Raw genomic sequence first — 20,540 nt, forward strand, 5'->3', positions numbered from 1 at the left:
GGATTAAGTAGGGGAGCATGATTCGGACGGGGCCGGGGCGCCTATCCCCCCGGAAAAAAGCCCGGGCCTTCCGTTCTCGAATCATGCCCCCTAACTGGTTATTTCCCTTCTTTTGCTTCTTCCTCCAACTTGGACTTCTGAATTTTTCCGGCGGGCGTCAATGGCAGCTCCGCCCTGAAAACGATCTCCCTGGGAACCTTGTAATCCGCCAGGTGCTCCTTACAGAAGGCCTTGATCTCCTCTTCCGTGGGATTGGCGTCCGGGTACGGTACAATGTAGTAGCGCCCCACCTCGCCCAGGTATTCGTCAGGCACGCCGATCCCGGCCACCATAGCCACTTTGGGATGGCGTGCAATGAGGTTTTCCACTTCCACAGGATAGACGTTGAAGCCGCCCTGGATGTACATTTCCTTTTTGCGGCCCCTCAGATAGATGAAGCCCTCTTCGTCCAGGTATCCCATGTCGCCGGTGTGCAGCCAGCCGTCCCTGAAGGTTTCGGCGGTTTTCTCCGGCATGTTGTAATAACCTTTGGTCACGGCGTCGCCTTTGAAGCACAGTTCGCCGGTTTCTCCCAGGGCGACTTCCTTTCCGGACTCGTCCACCACCTTGACTTCAAAATCCGCAATGGGCTTGCCGATGGATTTGAGGGTGGTTTCAAAGTCTCCGTCCCAGGGGCTTAAAACCACGGCGCCGGAGGTTTCGCTCAGGCCGTACAGGTTCATAACCCGTGCGTTGGGATAGGAGTCGTATATCTTTTTAAGGAGCGTGTCGTCGGCGTTGGAGCCGCCCACGATGGCCATGCGGCACTGAGAAAGATCCAGGGCCTGATAGGCTTCGTTCATCAACACCAGGGCGTGCATGGTCGGAACGCCGCTGGCGGTGGTGAATCCGTATTTTTTAATCTGGGCCGCAATGTGGTCCGGGCTGAACATGGGAATGAGTATGTACTTGCCCATGCCCAAGAGGCTGGTTAGCACGCCGCAGGTGACGCCCCCCACATGGTTGAAGGGCAGAGCCAGGGCCACGTTGTCGTCCGGGCAGGTGGAGGTGTGCACAGCCTGCCCCCTGGCCGAGGCCAACTGGCTTTTGTGGCTTAACACCGCGCCTTTGGGGACGCCCGTGGTGCCGGAGGTATAGATGATCATGATGGAGTCGTCCGGCTCCACGGCCGCTTTGGCCTGGTCCAGCCTGGTTTTGTCGATTTCGGTTTGCAGCATGTCTTCAAAGGAAAAGCTCCCTTTAAAGCCCGGCCCGCCCATGAATATGAACTCCTTGACGTTGGGAATGCGGGGCTTGAATCCTTCGAAAAAGCTGACGTAATTCATTTCGCCGAGGGAGGCGAGCGTAAGCACGGCCCGGGTTTCGCTCTGGTTCAGGATGTATTCCAGCTCCGTATCCCGATACCGCACGCTGAGCCCGGTGATTACCACGCCGATTTTCACCGCGCCGAAGTACATGTACAGCCACTCCGGCTGGTTAAGGCCTATGATGCCTATTTTGTCCCCGCGGACAAAACCCATGTTTAAGAGAGCCATGGCAACCCGATCCGCGGTCTCATTCACTGAGGCGAAGGAATACTCCTTGTCCTCGTAATAAAACATGGGGCTGCCGGGCCGTTTGGATGCGGCCGTTTCCAGGGCTTCGCCTACGGTGCTGGCTTGGATAATCTCGCTCATACTCCCTCCTTTTATCATGGTAACAATGATCGGGGGATGTCCGCGGTTTTCGCCCGCAGATACTCCCCGAGGGTTTTAGCTTGCGGATCCATTCGCAGGGACGCGGAAACGCCGTCCCCAAGCACGCCAATGATATAAAAATTGAGCGCCAACAGGTTTGGCAGCTCGTAACGTTCGATTTCATACCCGGCCATGTCGGTCAGGATTTCCTTCAGCTTGTCCACGGTGAGAAAATCCTGCAGGAAGGCATAGGCCTCGGGGGTTTTGCCCCACACGCCCAGGTTGGCGTTTCCGCCCTTGTCGCCGGACCGTGTGGCGAACACCCTGCCCAGAGGGGCCGCGACCTTCTCGTCCGAAGGAACGGGCGGGATGGAGACTTCCAGGCTTTTCACCGGAGGGAATTCCCGGCCCATGGGCGCGGGTTCGATCTCCATTTCCTTGCCGTCGAAAAAGAGCTTCTGGACCACCTTGTCCCTGGAGACCAGGGTGGGCCAATGCTGGATTACCGGGCGGCCCTTGGCCGGGGGCGCGGTTCCGGTGAATCCCGGAATATTGCACAAGGCCAGCTCCACCAGTTTGGCCGAAAACAAGGCCACTTTTTTCGGGTCCGGGTCCAGGACGGACAGACGCAGATAGGCGAAGGCCTCTTCGTTAGAGGCCGGGTTTTCCCGATCCGTACGGATAAGCTGGACCTCGGCCTTGCGGAACTGCTCCTTGCCGCCGATGCTGTTGAACAGGGCGTTTTCCAGGATTTTCGCCTTTTTCTCGATATCCAGGCCCGTCAACAACACGGTGAAGGAGTTGGTGTGGCCGTCCAGGTTGTTGATGCAGACCTTGGTGGTGTCCGGGGGCGGCTCGCCGCATACGCCGGAGACTTCCACCCGATCCTGGCCCTGCTGCTTGATCCGGATGGTGTCGAACCGGGCGCCCACGTCCGGGGTCAGGTATCTGGGCTCGCGGACTTCATAAAGAAGCTGGGCCGTGACTGTGCCCACGGACACCAGGCCGCCGGTGTTGGGATGTTTGGTGATGACGAAGGAGCCGTCCTCGTGCATTTCGGCGATGGGAAAGCCCACGTTGTCGTAGGAGGGGACTTCGTCGATAAAGGAGTAGTTGCCTCCGGTAGCCTGGCCGCTGCACTCAATGATGTGCCCAGCCACGGCGGCGCCGGCCAGTTTGTCCCAGTCGTCCCGCTTCCACCCGAATTTCCAGGCGGCGGGCCCCATGACCACGGCGGCGTCGGCCAGGCGGCCGCCCACCACGATGTCCGCGCCCTGGGTCAGGGCTTCCACCACTCCCCAGCCGCCGAAATAGGCGTTGGCGGTAATGGGCATGGCGCCGGCGTCTTTCAAATGGACGCCCTTGTCCAGGTGGGCGAAGTTTTCGCCCTGCTCCTGCAATTCGGCGATGCGGGGCAGGATGTTGTCCCCTTCAATATAGGCGATTTTGGGATGCAGCCCCAATTCGCCCGCCACCCTTTGCAGTTCGTCGGCCAGGCCTTTGGGGTTCAGGCCTCCGGCGTTGGAGACCACCCGGATATTTTTATCCAGGCATTGGCCCATGATCTGCTCCATTTGCTTCAGAAAGGTATGGGCGTAGCCTTTGGTGGGGTCTTTCATGGTCTGGCGCACCAGGATGGCCATGGTGAGCTCCGCCAGATAGTCGCCGCTCAGGATGTCAATGGGGCCCCCTTCCACCATTTCCCTGGCTGCGGAAAAACGGTCTCCGAAGAAGCCGCTGCAATTGGCGATGATGAGTTTATCGTCAAATAACGTCTTTGGCTCGGCCATAATGTGCACCTCAATAATCAGATTGTTTGAATTTATGGATAAGGCCTGACAGCGCCGGGTTTCACCGGCCCGGCGGTACTGCAATCGCCCGGGGGGACGATCCGGTGCTTTTTATGTGAGCAAGGAGCGTGCCAGGGGTTAATAATTTTTTAATAGCTTGATTTAATGGCCAATTTCAAAACTCCCTGTATTGGCATCGCCCCCGATATGCCGATATATCGGCGTAATTGTCGAAATATCGGCGAATTTCCTTGACCGAAACCCCCTTTCTTCGCCATAATCCCCCCAACCCTAACCTTGGAGAAGCCCCATGCCCCCCGCCCCGCCCCCGTTTCAGGAAAACCAATGGCAATTCCTCACCGCCCTGGAAGCATTGGGCGCCCCGGTCAGCCAGTCCGTGGCCCAGGCTCTGGCGCCCGTGGACTCCCGGTCCCTGGACCAACTTCTGGTCCATTGCCGGGAAAAAGGATGGATACAGGACGCCGGGGAAGGATTGCTGCGCTTGAGCTCCCGCCTGCCGGACAAGCTCCGGCTGGACCTGGAAGTGCGCAACACGGACAGGCTGAACGGATTGTTGGCGGATAAAATCGAAGACCTGGGCCTGACCGACTCCCTGGGGCCGGAAATCATGGCCCGGATCCAGGCCAGGGCGGGCAGGATGGACAAGGCCGGGGAGATCGAGGTGGAGCGGGCTCACCAATCCCTCGCCAGAAAAGATCACGACGAGGCGTACCGGCGATTGAGCCGGGGCGTGGCCATGCTCCACAGCCACATCACCATGGGGCGAATCGGCGTGGATCGGCTGTACACCGAATCCACCCTGGAACTGTCCAACCTTTCCTACGCTGTGGGCAGGGGCATGCGGGTGTTGTCCGCTTATCTGAAAACCGCCATAGGCGTGGCGAGAAATTCAGGCGACGACCGGTCCCACGCCCTGGCCTGCCTGCACATGGGGCGGCTCATGGCCTATTACGGCCGGCCGGGCGAAGCCATGGCTATGCTCATCCAGGGCAAGGAGGAGGTGGAGCGCCTGGGAGATTCGGACATCCACAAGGCCGCGGCCGAGTTTTTGGGGCTTTGCAGCATCCACCAGGGAAAATTTTTGGAGGCCGTCGGATACTTTCAGACGGCGGAGCAATCCTTCGCCCAAAACCAGGACCGGCTGCTTTTTTACCCCACCATCCTATGGAACCTGGGCATTACCCTGTTTTTCAACGGCCAGGTTCCCCGGGCCCTGGGCTTTTTCCACTCCTACTGGATTCTCGCCCGCGACATGGGGTGGTCCGCCGTGGCTTGCATCGCCCGGGCCTTGCTGGGCCTGGCCCTGGCTACGGCGCGAAAAAATCCCCAGGCCCTGCATCACTTGCAGGAGGCGCTTAAAGACGCAACCCAAGCCAACAACGAATACGCCCTGTTCATCGCCCGGGCCGGCATGGCGATCCATGCCTATTACGAGGACCGGAACCAGGAATCCTTCGCTATTTTGCATCAGGCCCTGGTGGAGGGCCGGCAGGCCGCCACCGCTCCCATGCTCTCCAGTTTGTTCATCGTGGACATGCTGCCCGAGTTCAACCGGCAGGAGCGGGACGCCTCGCTGGGCAAGTGGAATTATCAAAGACAAATGGAGCGGGCCATGAACCAGGAAGGGGTGCTTTCCAACGGCGTGGGCATGCGTCTGCGGGGAGAGCAGCGGCTGCGCAACGGGGAAAGCCCGCTATTGGCCATGGAGGATTTTGAATCCAGCATTCGCCAATTCCAAAAGGTAGGCGCAGTGTTCGCCCAGAACAAAACCTTCATCGCCGCAGCCATGCTGCACCTTGCGGAAGGAAACCAAGGGCAGGCTGCTGACGTGGCCTTCAAGGTCTGGCAGAGAATCCGGGGCATGGGCCTGGACAAAGACCTGCTGCCTGTGGAGTTGCAGCGGCTGCTGGACGAACAAGGGCGTTGGCAAGAGGCGGAAGACAGCCTGGAAAACTTTATCGCCAGATACATGAACGCCCTCAAAGTATTGGATCAAATCGAAGACGAGGAGGAGTTGCTGTACGAGGTCATCCGCAGGCAGTTGCTGCTTTTGATCGCCGAACGGGGCGTGCTGTTCGTCCCCGATCCCAACGACCAAGCCTCCCTGATTTTCCGCACGGGCTGCAACCTGTCCCGGCAGGAAACCGGATCTCCGTCCTTCCGCGCCAGCCTGGATCTGGTCGCCAGGGCGTTTCATGAGGACGCGGTGATCGTGGAAGGGCTTCCCCAGGACCCGGACGCCCCGGCCGAACTCGGGCGCCGGCGGGCCCTGGCCCTGCCCATCTTAGCCCCCGGACATCTGCGGGGAGTCATATACCTGGAAAGCATGTACGTGAACGACGCCTTTGACCTGGTTCCCCACTCCCTGCTCAAGCTGGGCGCGGAGCACCTGGCCCGGTACGTCCATAATCTGGTGGAATGCATCCGGCTGCGCCAGGAGGCCAGCCGCCTGGCCTCGTTCAAGGAAATCCGTTTCGGGCAGCGCAAGGACGATTCCATCATCACCCGGTCAAGAGCCATGTTTCAGATTTTGGAGCAGGCGGAAATGGCGGCCCGGTCAGAGGCCACTTTGCTGGTTACCGGCGAGACGGGCACAGGCAAGGAGCTGCTGGTCAAACGCATTCACCACTTCAGCAACCGGTCCAAAGGCCCCATGGTGACCGTGGACTCCACCACCATCCCGGAAAACCTGGTGGAAAGCGAGCTCTTCGGCCACGAAAAAGGCGCCTTCACCGGCGCGGACTCCCGCAAGCTGGGCTTGATCGAAATGGCCCACGAAGGCACCCTGTTTATCGACGAAATCGGCGAACTGCCCCCCCAGACCCAGGTGAAGCTGCTCCGCGCTTTGGAATCCCGGACCTTCCACCGGGTCGGGGGCGCCCAGGCCGTAAAATCCGACTTCCGGCTGGTGGCCGCCACAAACCGAAGCCTGGCAAAAGAGGTGGAGCAGGGCCGGTTCCGCCAGGATCTGTATTACCGGCTGAACGTCATCCATCTGGTTCTTCCTCCTTTACGGGAGCGGGGGGACGACGTGATTGTGCTGGCGCGCCATTTCCTGGACCATTACTGCTCCAAATACGGCTTCAAGCCCCTGAACTTCAACAGGCGCGACGAAGATATGCTGACCGGCTACTCGTGGCCGGGCAATGTGCGGGAGTTGAAAAACGTCATCGAACGGGCCGTGATTCTCTCGGGAGGGCGCAGGCCCGCCCTGGACATCCGGGGCGGAGTCCAGGCCGAAGGCCGGGATTTTTTCAGCGGAGCGCCCACCATGGAAGAGGTGCAACGCCGGTACATCACCAAGGTGCTGGAAAAAACCAAAGGCCGCATCGACGGCCCGGGCGGCGCCGCGGAAATACTCGGCATGAAGCGCTCCACCCTGTACTCCCGCATGTACAAGCTGGGTCTAAAAGACGTGGGGAAAAAAGAATAATCGGGAGCGCCTTCCTGGCCATTGTTTTCAACCGCAGAAGACACGGAAAGCACAGTCGGAAACATTTTGACGAATTTCGGGCGTTCCATGGTTTGAAACGAATTTTTGTCGGGTCGCTTCGCATGGGACTCCAGGAATTCATATCATTCCGGGCAGGTCAGGCGCCTTTGAATTTTAAATAAATGCACGGCGGCTCCGCGTGACCCGACCTACGCGACCCGACTGTAACATGCATGATTTCAAGGTATTATGTAGGTCGGATTACGCGAAGCTGCACAATGAAATTTGAGGCGTATAGACTCCGCCTTACCGCATCCGAACCCGAAGTATGGCAAGCTCGCGCGCAGCAACCCGACATTCAAAGTGTATAACCCTGGGTTAAAACAAGCTGCGGAACAGGCGTTAATCAAATGGATTGAAAAGTGTTTGGGAGGTTCATAATGGATACGAATCCGGGAGATCTGTTAATAAAGGAACTTTTGGAAGCCCCCTATAGGTTTGACGATGAAGGAAAGACTTATTCATTGTTGCAGGAATGTTTTCACGGGTATCCGTTAAACAAATTGAGCCCACTGCTTGCTTCCAGTAATATTGTTGTTCAACAAGCGGCCATTTGGGTTGCGTCTGAGTTAGGGAGGGACGCCGTTCCTCTTATGGATGACGTGATGCCCTTAGTGGATCATAAAGATCGCTACATAAAGTACCATGCATTGGAAGTTGTAATGATTTGTTCCTTTGGAGAGCATCTTAACAAGTTTCTGTCTATTGTATTTTCCTTGACAAGTGATGATGTTGTTATTCGGCGTCTTGCGATGAGGTTGCTCGCAAATGCCAATAAAGCCCAAATTATGAATGCAATAAATATGTTAGAAGGCAAAGATGCAGGTCAGCACTCACATCACTTAATGGGGTTGGATGCGCTCATAAACGCCATTTCTTATGATGAAATGCAAATCGTCTCCATGATGAATTCCGATGTTTCGTTAATAAGAAAGTATGGAGCATTAGTCGCTGAGGAAAATTGCAATAGGTTCCCTCATTTGATAAAAATGGCCGGCTCAAGCTCTGATTCGGACATTTCTGAGTTTGCCTATCACTTACATGGGGCAATCGGATTTCCAAGAATAAATGACGATGAATTTTTTGAGAATTCCTTAACCAAGTAAGCAACTCCATAGAAAGGCGTCGAGGGCGGCTGGCAAGCGGCAATTGGATAAAAAGGGAAGGAAGCTAAGGGGGGCTCCCAGTTCCCCAAGACAAAAAGCTTCTTGTCGGGTCGCTTCGCGGGGGATTTCAGGAATTCATATCATTCCGGGCAGGTCAGGCGCCTTTGAATTTTAAATAAATACATAACGGCTCCGCGTGACCCGACCTACGCGACCCAACTGTAACATGCATGATTTCAAGGTATTATGTAGGTCGGGTTACGCGAAGCTGCACAATGAAATTTGAGGCGTATAGACTCTGTTTTGCCGCGCCCGAACTCGAAATATGGCAAGCTCGTGCGCAGCAACCCGACATTCCCATTTTAAGGTAATCCCACGCTCTTGCCGGAAGTCGCCCCTACAACCTTTGAATCAAATACACGAACACCGGCAGGCGGCTGATGCTTTTCAGGTCAAAATAGCGATCCAGCAGTTGCTCGTCCTCCCCCCTGTTTTTCAAGGGGGAAAGATACACCGCCCCTTTGCCTCGTGAAGGCCCGGGAGCGTTTTTAAGCAAATCCTCCAGGGCCGGAAAATGGCCTTGGGGCAGCCTTTCGCCCATGAGAAAATTGCCCGTGACCTCAACATTTTCATACCGGGAATTTACGGCATGCATTTTTTCAAAGGCTTCCAGTACGTGTTCCCGGGTGATGGGCTTTTTGATGAACTTGAGGGTTTCCGGGTCCACGGATTCGAAGCCCAGGTTGATATAGACCCGAAAGCCGGACCGATTCAGGGCGTCCATGAGCGTGGGCTTTGATTTTAAAAAGGCCCCCACGCTTCCAAAGAAAAACAGCAAAGGCTGTTGCGCTCCGCTCCCTCCTATGTCCAGGATTTCCTTGGCTTCCTTGACGGCGAAGGTGATCGCTTCCTCGCCGGCGGCCAGGGCGTCATGATCGCCCAGAAACAACCCGCGGTAATTTTCCAGGTTGCGGCCGAAAAACTCCTTGAGGCTTTTGATTTGCTCCAGGATGTCCTGTTTTTCCCGCACCTGAAACTTGTTGGAAGACTTCACGCAGCAGAAGTCGCAATGGTACAGGCATCCCTGGGAAATGGAAAGGGGAACGACTTCGTAATCCACGTGCCGGGTGTCCGGGGGAAGCACGCTCACCCTGCCGCCGATAATCTCCTGGAGGCGCTTGGAGCGCTGATACAGAGTATTGTCGTCATGGGCCAGAATGCGCTCCACCAGATCCTTGTCTCCGGGCTGGAGCCCGTTGGCCTGGAGTTCGTAAAGGGTTCCGAACAGCATGGACCAGGCGCCCAGAGCCTTCATCACAACGGGATTGGAAAAATACTCGGCCCGGTCCAGGGAATTGTTGGGATAGGGCAGGCAGGGCAGGTAATACTCGCCCAGCCAGAATATGACGCCCCGCTCTCCGCCCTCTTTTCCGCATGAGTAGTACACCCAGTCGTTGCCGTCGGTCCGCTTCAACTGCTCGAAGGGATGGGGCCACTCCATGGTTCTGCCCTTGATGAATTTGATCTCGCCGTTCAGGTTGAATGCAAACTCATACTCCGGGGTGATGATCTCCGAATACTTCCCGTATCTAAGGTCAAACCCGGGCTTCCCTTTGGCCTGGAGGCCCTTTTTTTCTCCGTTGATGGTTATTTGGTGCTGCGGATATACTGCCATGGATTTATTCGCCTCTCGCCTGATCACATAAAGATTTCCGCTTTTGGGGAGCAACTCCTCCTTGTTTGCGACGCATCCCCCTGGAACCTTCATCTTCCCAAAAAATAAGGGGCTCGTCAAACAAGCCGGAATCAATGCAGGAAGCCATGCTTTTAAATTGTCATTTTCCGCCGGAGATCAGCTTTTGCACGTACTCCAGATTTTTTCGGGCCATGGCGTAGTTGGGGTCCAGGTCCAGGGCCTTGGAGAACTGCTCCATGGCTTCCTGCTTCCGGCCCATCATGAGCAGGACCGCACCCAGGCTGTTATGAGCCTTTGCCAGGCCGGGATCTTCGGCTATGGCCATGCGAAACTGAGAAGCGGCCTGGGGATAGTCCCGCATTTGCAGGTAGACGTCCCCCAAGGAGAAATGGGTTTCGGCCTTGTTAAAGCCCATGGCGAGATTATTTTCCAACAAGGGCGCGGCTTCCTCCGGACGTCCTGTGCGAACCAGCACCTCGGCCAATCCCTGGGCGGCCGCCCCGGAGTCCGGATGCAGATCCATAGCCGTCCTATAATATTTTTCCGCCTGATGGAGCATGTCCAGGGACGCCAGCGCTCCGGCCAGGGTGGTCAGCGGCTCTTCTCCCGCCGGGTCGGCGCGAAGCGCCTTCTCCAATAAGGGAACCGCCTCATCAGGCCTGCCCATACGGATCAGCAGAGCGCCCAGGCGGCTTAAAACGCGCACGGCGCCGGGCTTCAGGCGGAGGGCTTCCCGATAATGGGCCTCGGCTCCGGAATAGTCGCCCTGGGCGGCCAGGGCGTTGGCCAGATAATAATGGGCCGGCGCGTAGCCGGGATCAACCTCCACGGCCTTGTAAAATCGTGAAAAGGCAAGCTCTTCATATCCATTGGCTGTCAGCCAGTTCCCCAGGCCAACCAGAGAGGGCGGATAATCCAGATAAAAATGGAGATTCCGCATAAAGGCCTCCCTGTCGTTCTTCCAGGAGTTCAGGTAATCGCGGGCCGCCAGATAATTGGGGATCAGGGCGGCGATTAAAATCAAGGCGAGAACTTTGGTTCTAAAATGGGCCGTCTTTTCATAAGAGGGAAACAGCCAGACCACCGCCCAAATCAGCCCTATGGACGGCAGATAGACGTGCCAATCCGCAAAAATGAACTCGGCCGGGCCTTGCAGCCAGAAGGGCGTTCCAAACGGAACGAGCAGAAACCAAAGCCAGCCCGCCCAAAGGGCCGGGCGCTTTTCCGACGCCTTGTATATGAGCCAGGTCATCAGCAGGATCACGGATTGAAAAATCTTGAGGGCGTAAGGAATTGGCTCGACGAAGTAAGGGTAAAAAATCGTCAGCCCTTCCGGGGAGAAAATCGTTTTCAGGCAATAAGAAAGATGGCCGAGCTGACTGTAAAAAAGATCCGTTATACCGGCATTCCACTCAAAGGAGCGATAAGGGATTAAGGCCAAGGCCATGCCCATGGCGGAAGCAATCAGCAGGGGAGTTTTTTCCCGGAAAAGCCTTTTTAATCCGGCGTCATCATCCATCCGCCCCAAAGGCCAGTAATCCAGGATGACAAGCATGACCGGAAAGGCAATAGCCTCGGGGCCGCATAACAGGGCGCTGACATGGCACAACAACACGGCGGCCAGCCAACGCCGGCCGCCCTCCCCTTTTTTGAGGACGTAAAGAAAAACGCCGGCCAAGCAGAACATGGCGCAGAGCAAGGCCCGCAATTGGGCGATCCAGGCGGCCGCGCCTACGCTGACCGGCAGGATGGCGAAAAACAAGGCGGTCAGGATGCTTTTCTTTTTATCCCCGGTGGACAGGCTTAAAATAAGCAGCACAAGCCAGGAGTTGATCAAATGCACGCCCATATTGACCAGATGGTGGGCGGCTGCGGAGTCTTTGAAGATCCTGAACACGGCGGCGTGAGCGAATGCGGCCAGAGGCCCCCAGGGCTTGCCGCTTTCCAGGGCGAAAATTTGAGGCAAATCCTCCATGGAGAGGCCGGAGCGCACGATGGGGTTGCCGAAGATAACCTGGTAATCCCCCGCGGATATCAGGCTGAAGTCGAATGCGGGATAATAGACCATCAGGACGGCCAGGGCGACCAACCCCATGCCTATCCCCCACTCCCGGCTCAGCTTTTTTGCGCCCCCCTCCAGCATAGTCGCTCCAGCGCCTAATTCGGCGCTTCCCCGCTTCGCCCCATGTCTTCCAGGTTGTTTTTAGCGTCCTGAAAATTTGGGTTTATCTCCAAGGCCTTGTTAAAACACGCCTGCGCTTTATTTTCCAGCCCCCTGCCCCAATAAACAAGGCCCAGGTTATTGTACGCCTGAAAAAACCGGGGCGCCAGGGCGATGGCTGCCTTATATTCCCGCTCGGCCGAGGCGGCGTCCTTGTTTCCCAAGTGCGCGTTGCCCAGGCTGAAACGAAGGTACGCCGGGTAACCCGGCCCGTCTTCCGGGGAAATAAGAGCCAGGGCTTTTTCATATTGATCTACGGCCTCGGCGTATCTTCCGCTCCCCATAAGGGCCACCCCGTAATTATGCCGCAGCATCAGGCTGTTGGGGACGTTTCGGACGGCCCGGCTGAACAGGGCGACGTCATTGGCCCACGCGCCAGCCTGAGTCCAGGCTGAGAAGCCCAGCAGGCAAATCCACACCGCGGCCAGGGCGGAGGCCAATTTTTCCAACCCGAAGCCGGCTTTTTTAAAGGAGAACAGGGTCCAGGCCGCGGCTATGTATAATCCCCAATAGGGCAAATAGGCGTAGCGATCCGCCCAGGCGGGAAACACGCCCGCCTGAATCACCCCGATGACCGGGGTTAAAAAAATCAAGAACCAAAGCAGCCCCACAATCAACTGCGGGGCCTTTTTACAAAATCGCAGCGCCAGGGCTGCCACGGCGCACAATGTCGCAATGGCGAGGACCGGCTTCCAAAAAGGGAGGGCGTCGGGGAACGGCACGTACACCGTCGGGCCCATGGAGTAAAAAAACTTGCCCAGATACACGATCGTTGCCACGAACGCGTTTTCCAGCCTTAACATCACGGGAACGCCCTGGACCAGATTCAAGCCGCCGTAAGGCAGGCCGGTAATATAGGTCATGATCATGGTTCCCAGGCTCAGGCAAAGCAGAGGGATTTTTTCCAGGATCAGCCGCACTGGGCTGGATTGGGAAAAGCGCTGCAAAGGCCAATAATCGATCAAAAGCAAAGCGACGGGCAGGGGCGCGGCCGAAGGCTTGGACATCACGCAAAATCCGGTGAGCGCGAACACCCACAAATACCTTAAGAAGCCTGGCTTGCGGGCGTAATGGGCGTAGGATAAAAGCGCGGCCGCACAAAACAATCCGGTCAGGATGGTTTTGCGCTGCGTCAGCCAGCACACGGCCTCCACATTAATGGGATGCACAGCGAACAACAGAGCCGCCAAAAGGCTTGGCCAGAGCTGGCGGGTCATGGCGTGGAGGGCCAGAAAAAAAAGAGCGGCGGTCGCCGCATGAATGAGTGCGCTGGAAAAGTGGTGCCCCCCCGGGCGGGGGCCGAACAGGGAAAAGTCGGTCATGGCCGAAAGGGTCGCCATGGGATGCCAGTATGTGGCCTGCTCCGGGCCGAAGGCGTGCTTGACGGCCTGCCAGCTCAAGCCCTGATTGACCTGGGGGTTGGAGACCAGATACCAGGGATCGTCCAGGTTGACGGCGCCGAAATGCATCGTCTGCCAATACAACCCGAATGAAATCAGTCCAAGGCCAATAGCCCAAAGTATGAGGGCGCGACTGTTTTGCATAACGTGCTTATACTACAAGGGTAATGTTCCATCAAGAGATACCCGCGAAGAAGCCGCAGTCGGTAAAATCTTATGAATTTTGTGGACAGAATCCCTATCTCACTAAGAAGGATATCCCGTGATGTCCCGAATGCTTTTATAAATGGGGCCCAGCCTTTTGTACATTTTAAGGAAAACTTCCTTGTACAGGCGATTGTATAGCTGCCGGTTTTCCTCAATAGGAAGAAACTCGGCGCCGGGCCTTGTCATGGCGGAGACCGCCTGACTAAAATCCTTGTGCAAACCAAGCCCCACGGCGGCGATCATGGCCGCGCCAAGGCCTGAGGTTTCGTACAAATGGGGCCGCACCGCGGGCAGGCCGAACACGTCGGCCGTTATCTGCATGGCGCTGTCGCTCTGGGATCCTCCGCCCGAGACCGCCAGCCGGTTGATGGGCGTTCCGGTGCGTTTTTCCAAGCGCTCCTTGCCCTCCCGCAAGGCGTAGGCCAACCCTTCCAGGATGGACCGGTATACATGGGCTCTGGTATGCACGTCGCCGAATCCGATGATGGCGCCTTTGCCCTCCGGCCCCGGATGCTTGATGCCCGGAGTCCAATATGGCTGAAGCATCAACCCCATGGAACCGGGCGGAGCCTCCTCCACCAGCTTTTCAAAAAGGATTTCCGGCTCCGTGCCTTTTTCCATGGCTTCCATACGCTCTTCAAAGCCGAACTCCTTTTTGAACCAGCTTACCATCCAGTATCCGCGAAAAATTTCCACCTCAATATTGTAGGCGCCGGGAATGGCCGCTGGATACGGCGGCGCCAGCCAAAACGGCGAGACCGGCTTTTTGCTGGCCACGTTGATGGTGGCCGTCGTGCCGTAGCTGAGGCAGCCCAGGGAAGGCTCCAGTCCTCCTGAGCCGAGCACCTCGCACGCCTTGTCCGCAGCGCCCGCTATGAGCGGCAGCCCCTTTGGGATGCCCGTGGCCTCCGAGGCCTGGGAAGTAATTTCTCCCAAAACCTTGGCCGCTTCGATGAGTTCCGGCATTTGCCGGGGCTTCAAGCCCTGGGCTCTCCACCGGAAGTCCAGGGAATTGGCCCATTTGAGCTTGCGATAGTTGAAGGGAATGTACCCAACCTGGCTGGATGTGGAGTCCACGAATTTATCCAGCAGTTTGAAAGTCAGATAGCCTGACAAAAGCAAGTATTTGTGGGTGTTCTTCCAGATTTCCGGCTGCCGGGTCATGATCCAGGAGGATTGGGCTTCGGAGAGAAAATGATCCACCGTGGACTTGGCGCCGGCGACGGCGAACAAAGCGTTCCACAAAGGTCCGGCGCCCGGATGGTTTTCCGTCTTGCGCTGATCCAGCCACAGCATGGCGGGCCTGAGCGGATTTCCCTTGTCGTCCACGTTGATGACGCTGGACCGCTGGGTGGTGAGGGAAACTCCGGCGATGCGGGATTTGTCCACCCCTTCCCGCTTCCATAACCTCTGGCAGGCCGTGCATAGCGAGTCCCAGTAAACCAATGGGTCCTGCTCGGTCCAGCCCGGTTTTATGGAAAAGTACGGCTCAAAATGCACCTGCTCCTTGGCCAGGAGGTTTCCCTCCGGGTCGAAAAGCAGGGCTTTGATGCTCTGGGTTCCGTTATCTATGGCAAGCAGCAAATCCTTTGCGCTCACAATGCTCCCCCCTTTTTATGAGCGTTGCGGCTGTCAGGCCGGAATGGAATAGGCTTTTTTAACCAGTTCCAGGTAGGCTTCCCGCTCCTCTTCCCAGCGTTCATCGTCCCAATCCAGGTACGGCTTGCAATACTCGATGATGCGGTCCAGAAACTCCTCGCCGCCTTTGGGCGTCAACAGGCCCAGGCGGGTTCTCCTGAGCATGAGGTCCGAAAGGCGCCGGATGGTTTCATTTTTGGCGGCCCAGGGCAGTTCTGCATACAGGGTTTCGGTGTCGCCCACGGCTTCCAGGGCGCCTTCCGGGGCTTCCTCAACCAATTGAGGGGCCTTGACCCCGTACCTGCCGTACAACCTGCGCCACGCCTGGGCGGTGAGGCCTTTGTCGTCCGTCGGTTTTTGTGCGGGGACGGGCGCGAATATGGGTTCGCCCGGCTTGTGCTGGGGAATGCGCTCCATAAAGGGTTCGGAGGCTTCCAGGGCGTCCAGGGCCATGAGCCTGAACGTGGTGAGCTTGCCGCCGATAATGGTGACCAGCCCCTTGTCCACCCACACCACGTGCTCGCGGGATTCCTGGGACGGGTCCTTTTTGCCCCGGCTGAGCACCGGACGCACGCCTGCGAAGCTGGAAATAATGTCCGACTCGGCAATCTGCAAAGAAGGATACACCCCGTGGATGCCGTCCATGATGTAGTCCAGCTCGCGCCGGCTCATGGCGGGTTCGGCCCAGGGATCGTCCTTGTGGTCCAGGTCCGTGGTGCCCACCATGGTGGCGCCTTCCCAGGGCAGGACGAAAATCGGCCGCTTGTCCACGGGATGGGCGAAGGCCACTGCCTGGGCCGCAGGCAGCTTGTGGGCCGGAAACAGGATGTGGCTGCCGCGCAGGGGACGGATATGCAGTCCTTCCACCGGGGAGGGAAACAGATGCTCGGCCCACCAGCCGGTGGCGTTGATGACCGCCCGGGAGGCCGCAGTGAAGGTCTCCCCGGTTTCCACGTCTTGGATGGCGACGCCGACAGCGCAGTTTTCTTCGTCCCGCAGAATTTGCGTTGCGGCCGTATAGTTCAGGGCGGTCCCCCCCAGATCCCTGGATTCGTTGATGAGACGCATGACCAGCCGGGCGTCGTCCACCTGGGCGTCAAAAAACTTGAAGCCGCCGATGAGCTTATCCTGCCGCACATGGGGCGTAAGCAAAAGAAATTTGCCGGAGTGAAAATACTCGTGCTGCTTTTCCCGGGCCATGAAATCGTACAAGGTCAGGCCGATTTCCAGGGAATGCTTGCCCGGAGACTCGCCCTTGTAGATAGGCCATAAAAAGCCCATTTTCTCCACCAGGCCAGGGGCTTCGTTCAAAAGGCGGCAGCGCTCCTCCACCGCCGCTTTGGTGAGAAAAATCTTGCCTTCCTTCAAATATCTCAAGCCGCCGTGCACCATCTTGGAACTGCGGCTGGACGTTCCCTGGGCGAAATCCTGTTTTTCCACCAAAAGGGTGCGCAGGCCGCACCGGACGGCTTCCCGCAGGATGCCGGCGCCAGTGATTCCCCCGCCAATAACAATCAGGTCGAATTCCTTGGGCAAATCTTTGAAACTCATTGTCGTTGCTCCTTTTTCCATCAACAAGGCCAAAACTGTAATTAGTCTTTATTCATACCTTGTTCCAGGCCCTTAGTCCAGCAGCTTGCCCGTGTTCATCCTCTGGTCCGGGTCGCACAATTTGACGACGTCCTGCAGAATTTCCATGCCAAGGGGGCCTTTTTCCGCAGGCAGATAGGCCTTGTGGTCCGTTCCAACCCCGTGCTGATGGGTGATGGTTCCGCCGGCCTTGACGATCTCCTTGCTGGCCGCGCTCTTCAGGGCCAGAAAGCGTTCGTAGGTCTGGGACGGATTTTCCCCCAGCCGGAAAACATAGCTGGTGTAGATGCTGGACCCGATGGGATAGATATGGGACAGGTGGGTGAAGACATGAATCTTTTCGTCAAATCCGGCCATGGCGTCGGTGACGGCGCCGTCTATGGATTGCAGCAGATTGGTCACCTTGTCCCAGGTAACGGCGGTTTCCAGGGTGTCCACCACGTAGCCTTGCTCCCACAGGGTGTTCCGCAGGTACGGGATGAGAAAACGTTTTTTCTCCCAGGACTCGCCCATGGTCTTTCCTATGATCACGCCCCGATGCTTTTTCGCAATGCTCCAGGCCTTGGACTTGCCGGCCCGGGCGATCTTTTTGGCGCCGATGACGCCCACCAACGCCATACAGGCTCTTTCGGGATCAATCCCTCGCATGGAAAGATATTGGTTCAGCAGCTTGGTCTGGGTTTCGTGTCCGGACAAAGCCAGGTTGGTCTTGGTTTCTTTGGGATTGGAAAGGCGCATCATGGACAATGGCAGGCTGGCCGAAGCCAACTCGCGCACGGCGTCCACGCCGTGGTTCCAGGTAGGGAAGATCATGCCGTAAACCTGGTCCATCTCAGGCAAAGGCTGGACCTTGACCGAAGCGTTGGTGAGCACGCCCATGCGGCCTTCGGAGCCCAGGACCAACTGGCGCAGGTCAGGGCCCGCCGCGGAAGCGGGAAGCACCGGGAGTTTCATGGTCCCCCGGGGGGTAATCATCTCGCCGCCTAAAAACAACTGGTCGATCCGGCCGAAATGCATGGATTGCTGGCCGCTGGACCGGGTGACCACCCAGCCGCCCAGGGTGGAATATTCAAAGGATTGGGGATAGTGGCCCAGGGTGTAGCCCAAAGCCCGAAGCTGCGCCTCCAGGTCCACGCCTCTTACTCCGGCTTCAAAATTGGCCAGGCTGCTGTAGCGGTCCAGGTCGATCAGCCGGGTCATGCGCTCCAGGGAAAGGGACAAAACCGGCCGGTCCGACTTGGGTACGTTCAAATGCCCCACCACGCTGGTGCCTCCGCCGTAGGGAATGACAAGGCAGTCGTTTTCCTGGGCGTATTCCATGACGTCCTCCACTTCCTGGGAGGTGGTGGGATAAGCCACGGCGTCGGGAAAGTTTTCCAGCGTTCCCCCGCGCATGGCGATCCAATCCGGCAGACTCTGACCGTGGGCGTGGGTATAGCGGTCCATGGGCTCCCGGCTCAACAAGCTGTGCTCGGGAAGGCGCGAGGCGCCGACCTTGGCCAATATCTTCGCTAAAGGGCAATCTTCGCCCGGCTGGCCGGGGCCTACAGCATCCTTTAGCATTTCAAGGCCCTTTTTGGCCGTTTCCATGGTGACGGACTCGTCTCCCCATCCATTATACCTAATCATGTAATCCCCCTTCCTTCTGGTGCAAATCATTCCAGATTGCAATGCTGTCCTGCATGGCGGCTCGGGCCGCCTGTTTGACCGCCTCCGGCCCCAGTTCCAAGGCTCGAGCCAGGCTTGAGTAATATTTTTTTGAGGCCGCCCTGCCCTTTGCCAAAGAAAAATACGTGTGAGCGAGGCTTTTAAACAGGGGGCCGAAATCGTTCAAAATCATGGGAAAGGTAAAGTTCTTGGAGGCCTTGGCCATCAATTCCTGCAGGCTCCAATCATATTGGGCAAAAGCCTCGGGATCGTCATCCAAGATTTTGGCCAGGGCCAGATGCCTGGCTAAATCCTCGGGATTGCGTTCGCTGGCCATGGCCGCCACGCTGGGTATGAGCACCAAGCGCAGCTCCAGCAAATGCACAATAAAATTCTTGGGTAAAAACTGGCCGTACCTGGCCATGGTGGAAAGCAGGCCCAGCCCGCCCTTGGTCCAGTAATCGTTGACAATGGTGGGCTTGCCGTGGCGGATGGCGATCCACCCTTCCGCGGCCAGGCGATGCAGGGTTTCCCGAAGGGTGGGCCTTGTCACCCCCAACTCCTGGGCCAGGGCGCGTTCTCCGGGGAGGCACGCGCCGGGGGGGTATTTCCCTTCCAGGATGGCGGTGAGAATTTGATTTTCGGCGTATTGCGCCGGTTTGAGCAATTTAGCGTCTTCCATGGCGCCTCCTGGTAAGAGGTCATACCAGTTTGGCCGCCCATGTCAATACTTTTTTACCATGCGTTTGATTTTTTGCAAAAGGATCAGATGGTGGGCTCGGCCAAGGCCTCCAGAGCCTTGACGATCTTTCGATCGTGGGGAGCCTCGCTGGACAGAATTTCTCGCACCGAGTCCAGGACAAGCTGGAGTTCGCTCACTTTGGCGTCCAGTTCGCGAATGGTTTCCGCGGCGGAGGATTCGGTGACGTCCATGGCTTCCTGGAGTTCCTGGGTGTCTCTGACCAGCAGGCTCAGGTCGCGCACTCGTCCTATTTTAATGGCCAGTTCGTCCAGATGAATGGGTTTTTGCAGGTAGTCGTCCGCGCCTTTTTTCATGGCTTCCACGGCGGTTTCCACCGAGGCGTGGCCGGTGATGAGCACCACGGAGGTGCGGGGAGAACGCGCCTTGGCTGCTTCCAGGACTCCGACGCCGTCCACTTCGCCGGGCATCATGAGGTCCGTGACCACCAGGTCGTAGAGCTTTTTCCGAATCATGTTGGTTGCCTGGACTCCGTCCTCGGCGGATTCCACAGAGAAGCCGGCGTTGGCTACTCCGCGCTCCAAGAGCATACGGGCGCTGGTTTCGTCATCCACAACCAAGGCATGTAAGGCGCTCATCAGAATCTCCTTTGATAATAGGTGCAGCTGGAAAACATTTTAGGGATAAATCGGGAACACATGGCCGCCAGGGACTCGGAGGCGCCGGCCACCAGGAAGCCGTCGGGCTCCAGGGCGTTGGCCAACTGGTTAAACAGCCATTTGCGGTGATCCTGCCGAAAATAGATCGCCACATTGCGGCAGAGAATAAGGTCCCACTCTTTAAAACCGTTGATGGGCTCCAGCAGGTTCACCGATTTAAAATTCACCATCTCGCGAATTTCTCCGCGAATTCTATAGGCGTTTCCCTCCGGGATAAAGAACTTTCTTAAACGGGCTTCATCCAGCCCCCGTGCGATTTCGAATTTGGAGTATACGCCTTCCCTGGCCCGATCCAGAGCCCGCTGGGAAATATCCGACCCCAAAAGGGTGATTTTGTAATTCCTTAAATTCGGCAGGCTTTCCTTGAGGCACATAGCCAGGCTGTATACTTCCTGGCCGGTGGAGCAGGCTGCGCTCCATATGCGAATGGGAATCTTGCCTGTTGAGTCCGGGAGCCGATTGGCCGTCAGGTAAGGAATGATCTTATACTGAAACAGTTCAAACGGCCCCGCATCGCGAAAAAAGCGGGTTTCGTTGGTGGCCACTGCGTCGATAAGATCCTGAGCCATGGCTCCGGATGCGTCTGCCTTGGCCTCCGTAAGCAAGGACCAGTAATCGGGGGAACCATATTTTTCA

13 protein-coding genes are annotated in these 20,540 nt (G+C 57.3%); 2 read left to right on the forward strand and 11 right to left on the reverse strand.

Annotation, left to right across the window (positions count from 1 at the left end):
• Positions 1-98: 98 nt before the first annotated feature.
• Both G491_RS0109555 and G491_RS0109560 read right to left on the reverse strand, forming a co-directional pair.
• Positions 99-1,676 carry a class I adenylate-forming enzyme family protein gene (locus tag G491_RS0109555; RefSeq protein ID WP_028314434.1) on the reverse strand — a complete coding sequence of 526 codons (1,578 nt, stop codon included), beginning with the start codon at positions 1,674-1,676 and terminating at the stop codon, positions 99-101.
• Positions 1,677-1,690: 14 nt separating this feature from the next.
• Complete coding sequence (locus G491_RS0109560) at positions 1,691-3,466, reverse strand: acyclic terpene utilization AtuA family protein (protein WP_028314435.1); 1,776 nt, start codon at positions 3,464-3,466, stop codon at positions 1,691-1,693.
• Between the two features lie 310 nt (positions 3,467-3,776).
• Here G491_RS0109560 and G491_RS33660 point away from each other — a divergent pair, with 310 nt between their 5' ends.
• Both G491_RS33660 and G491_RS0109570 read left to right on the forward strand, forming a co-directional pair.
• Entirely contained in the window at positions 3,777-6,920 is a 3,144-nt protein-coding gene (locus tag G491_RS33660; protein WP_051327149.1) for a sigma-54-dependent Fis family transcriptional regulator, read from the forward strand.
• Between the two features lie 440 nt (positions 6,921-7,360).
• Positions 7,361-8,086, forward strand: a complete 726-nt coding sequence (locus G491_RS0109570; RefSeq protein WP_028314436.1) for a hypothetical protein — start codon at positions 7,361-7,363, stop codon at positions 8,084-8,086.
• Positions 8,087-8,483: 397 nt separating this feature from the next.
• Here G491_RS0109570 and G491_RS0109575 read toward each other — a convergent pair whose 3' ends face one another.
• The 9 genes from G491_RS0109575 to G491_RS0109615 all read right to left on the reverse strand — a co-directional run bounded on the left by G491_RS0109575 (position 8,484) and on the right by G491_RS0109615 (position 20,473).
• Positions 8,484-9,761 carry a radical SAM protein gene (locus tag G491_RS0109575; RefSeq protein WP_028314437.1) on the reverse strand — a complete coding sequence of 426 codons (1,278 nt, stop codon included), beginning with the start codon at positions 9,759-9,761 and terminating at the stop codon, positions 8,484-8,486.
• A 160-nt stretch (positions 9,762-9,921) separates the two neighbouring features.
• A complete protein-coding gene (locus G491_RS0109580; protein WP_028314438.1) occupies positions 9,922-11,925 on the reverse strand; it encodes a tetratricopeptide repeat protein in 2,004 nt (667 codons plus the stop codon).
• A gap of 14 nt (positions 11,926-11,939) precedes the next feature.
• Complete coding sequence (locus tag G491_RS0109585) at positions 11,940-13,547, reverse strand: tetratricopeptide repeat protein (protein ID WP_084511461.1); 1,608 nt, start codon at positions 13,545-13,547, stop codon at positions 11,940-11,942.
• Between the two features lie 102 nt (positions 13,548-13,649).
• The gene (locus G491_RS0109590) at positions 13,650-15,209 is read right to left on the reverse strand and encodes an FGGY-family carbohydrate kinase (protein ID WP_028314440.1); all 1,560 of its coding nucleotides are present in this window, start codon (positions 15,207-15,209) and stop codon (positions 13,650-13,652) included.
• Between the two features lie 33 nt (positions 15,210-15,242).
• The gene (locus G491_RS0109595; RefSeq protein ID WP_169829413.1) at positions 15,243-16,799 is read right to left on the reverse strand and encodes a glycerol-3-phosphate dehydrogenase/oxidase; all 1,557 of its coding nucleotides are present in this window, start codon (positions 16,797-16,799) and stop codon (positions 15,243-15,245) included.
• Between the two features lie 72 nt (positions 16,800-16,871).
• On the reverse strand, positions 16,872-18,467 hold the full coding sequence (locus tag G491_RS0109600) for an FAD-binding oxidoreductase (RefSeq protein WP_028314442.1): 1,596 nt from the start codon (positions 18,465-18,467) through the stop codon (positions 16,872-16,874).
• On the reverse strand, positions 18,460-19,167 hold the full coding sequence (locus G491_RS0109605) for a GntR family transcriptional regulator (protein ID WP_015947929.1): 708 nt from the start codon (positions 19,165-19,167) through the stop codon (positions 18,460-18,462). The genes G491_RS0109600 and G491_RS0109605 overlap by 8 nt, the downstream gene beginning before the upstream one ends.
• An 83-nt stretch (positions 19,168-19,250) precedes the next feature.
• On the reverse strand, positions 19,251-19,823 hold the full coding sequence (locus tag G491_RS0109610; RefSeq protein ID WP_015947930.1) for a response regulator: 573 nt from the start codon (positions 19,821-19,823) through the stop codon (positions 19,251-19,253).
• Positions 19,823-20,473 carry a CheR family methyltransferase gene (locus G491_RS0109615; RefSeq protein WP_169829414.1) on the reverse strand — a complete coding sequence of 217 codons (651 nt, stop codon included), beginning with the start codon at positions 20,471-20,473 and terminating at the stop codon, positions 19,823-19,825. Before G491_RS0109615 ends, G491_RS0109610 begins: the two co-directional genes overlap by 1 nt.
• Between the last annotated feature and the right edge of the window lie 67 nt (positions 20,474-20,540).

The organism is Desulfatibacillum aliphaticivorans DSM 15576 (assembly GCF_000429905.1).
GTDB lineage: Bacteria > Desulfobacterota > Desulfobacteria > Desulfobacterales > Desulfatibacillaceae > Desulfatibacillum > Desulfatibacillum aliphaticivorans.

What these genes read in the sequence shown, in the direction of transcription:
- G491_RS0109580 (WP_028314438.1), bottom strand. Translation starts at nt 11,925, where the DNA reads ATGCTGGAGGGGGGCGCAAAAAAGCTGAGCCGGGAGTGGGGGATAGGC.
- G491_RS0109570 (WP_028314436.1), top strand. Translation starts at nt 7,361, where the DNA reads ATGGATACGAATCCGGGAGATCTGTTAATAAAGGAACTTTTGGAAGCC.
- G491_RS0109600 (WP_028314442.1), bottom strand. Translation starts at nt 18,467, where the DNA reads ATGATTAGGTATAATGGATGGGGAGACGAGTCCGTCACCATGGAAACG.
- G491_RS0109595 (WP_169829413.1), bottom strand. Translation starts at nt 16,799, where the DNA reads ATGAGTTTCAAAGATTTGCCCAAGGAATTCGACCTGATTGTTATTGGC.
- G491_RS0109615 (WP_169829414.1), bottom strand. Translation starts at nt 20,473, where the DNA reads ATGGCTCAGGATCTTATCGACGCAGTGGCCACCAACGAAACCCGCTTT.
- G491_RS0109560 (WP_028314435.1), bottom strand. Translation starts at nt 3,466, where the DNA reads ATGGCCGAGCCAAAGACGTTATTTGACGATAAACTCATCATCGCCAAT.
- G491_RS0109605 (WP_015947929.1), bottom strand. Translation starts at nt 19,167, where the DNA reads ATGGAAGACGCTAAATTGCTCAAACCGGCGCAATACGCCGAAAATCAA.
- G491_RS33660 (WP_051327149.1), top strand. Translation starts at nt 3,777, where the DNA reads ATGCCCCCCGCCCCGCCCCCGTTTCAGGAAAACCAATGGCAATTCCTC.
- G491_RS0109585 (WP_084511461.1), bottom strand. Translation starts at nt 13,547, where the DNA reads ATGCAAAACAGTCGCGCCCTCATACTTTGGGCTATTGGCCTTGGACTG.
- G491_RS0109610 (WP_015947930.1), bottom strand. Translation starts at nt 19,823, where the DNA reads ATGAGCGCCTTACATGCCTTGGTTGTGGATGACGAAACCAGCGCCCGT.
- G491_RS0109555 (WP_028314434.1), bottom strand. Translation starts at nt 1,676, where the DNA reads ATGAGCGAGATTATCCAAGCCAGCACCGTAGGCGAAGCCCTGGAAACG.
- G491_RS0109575 (WP_028314437.1), bottom strand. Translation starts at nt 9,761, where the DNA reads ATGGCAGTATATCCGCAGCACCAAATAACCATCAACGGAGAAAAAAAG.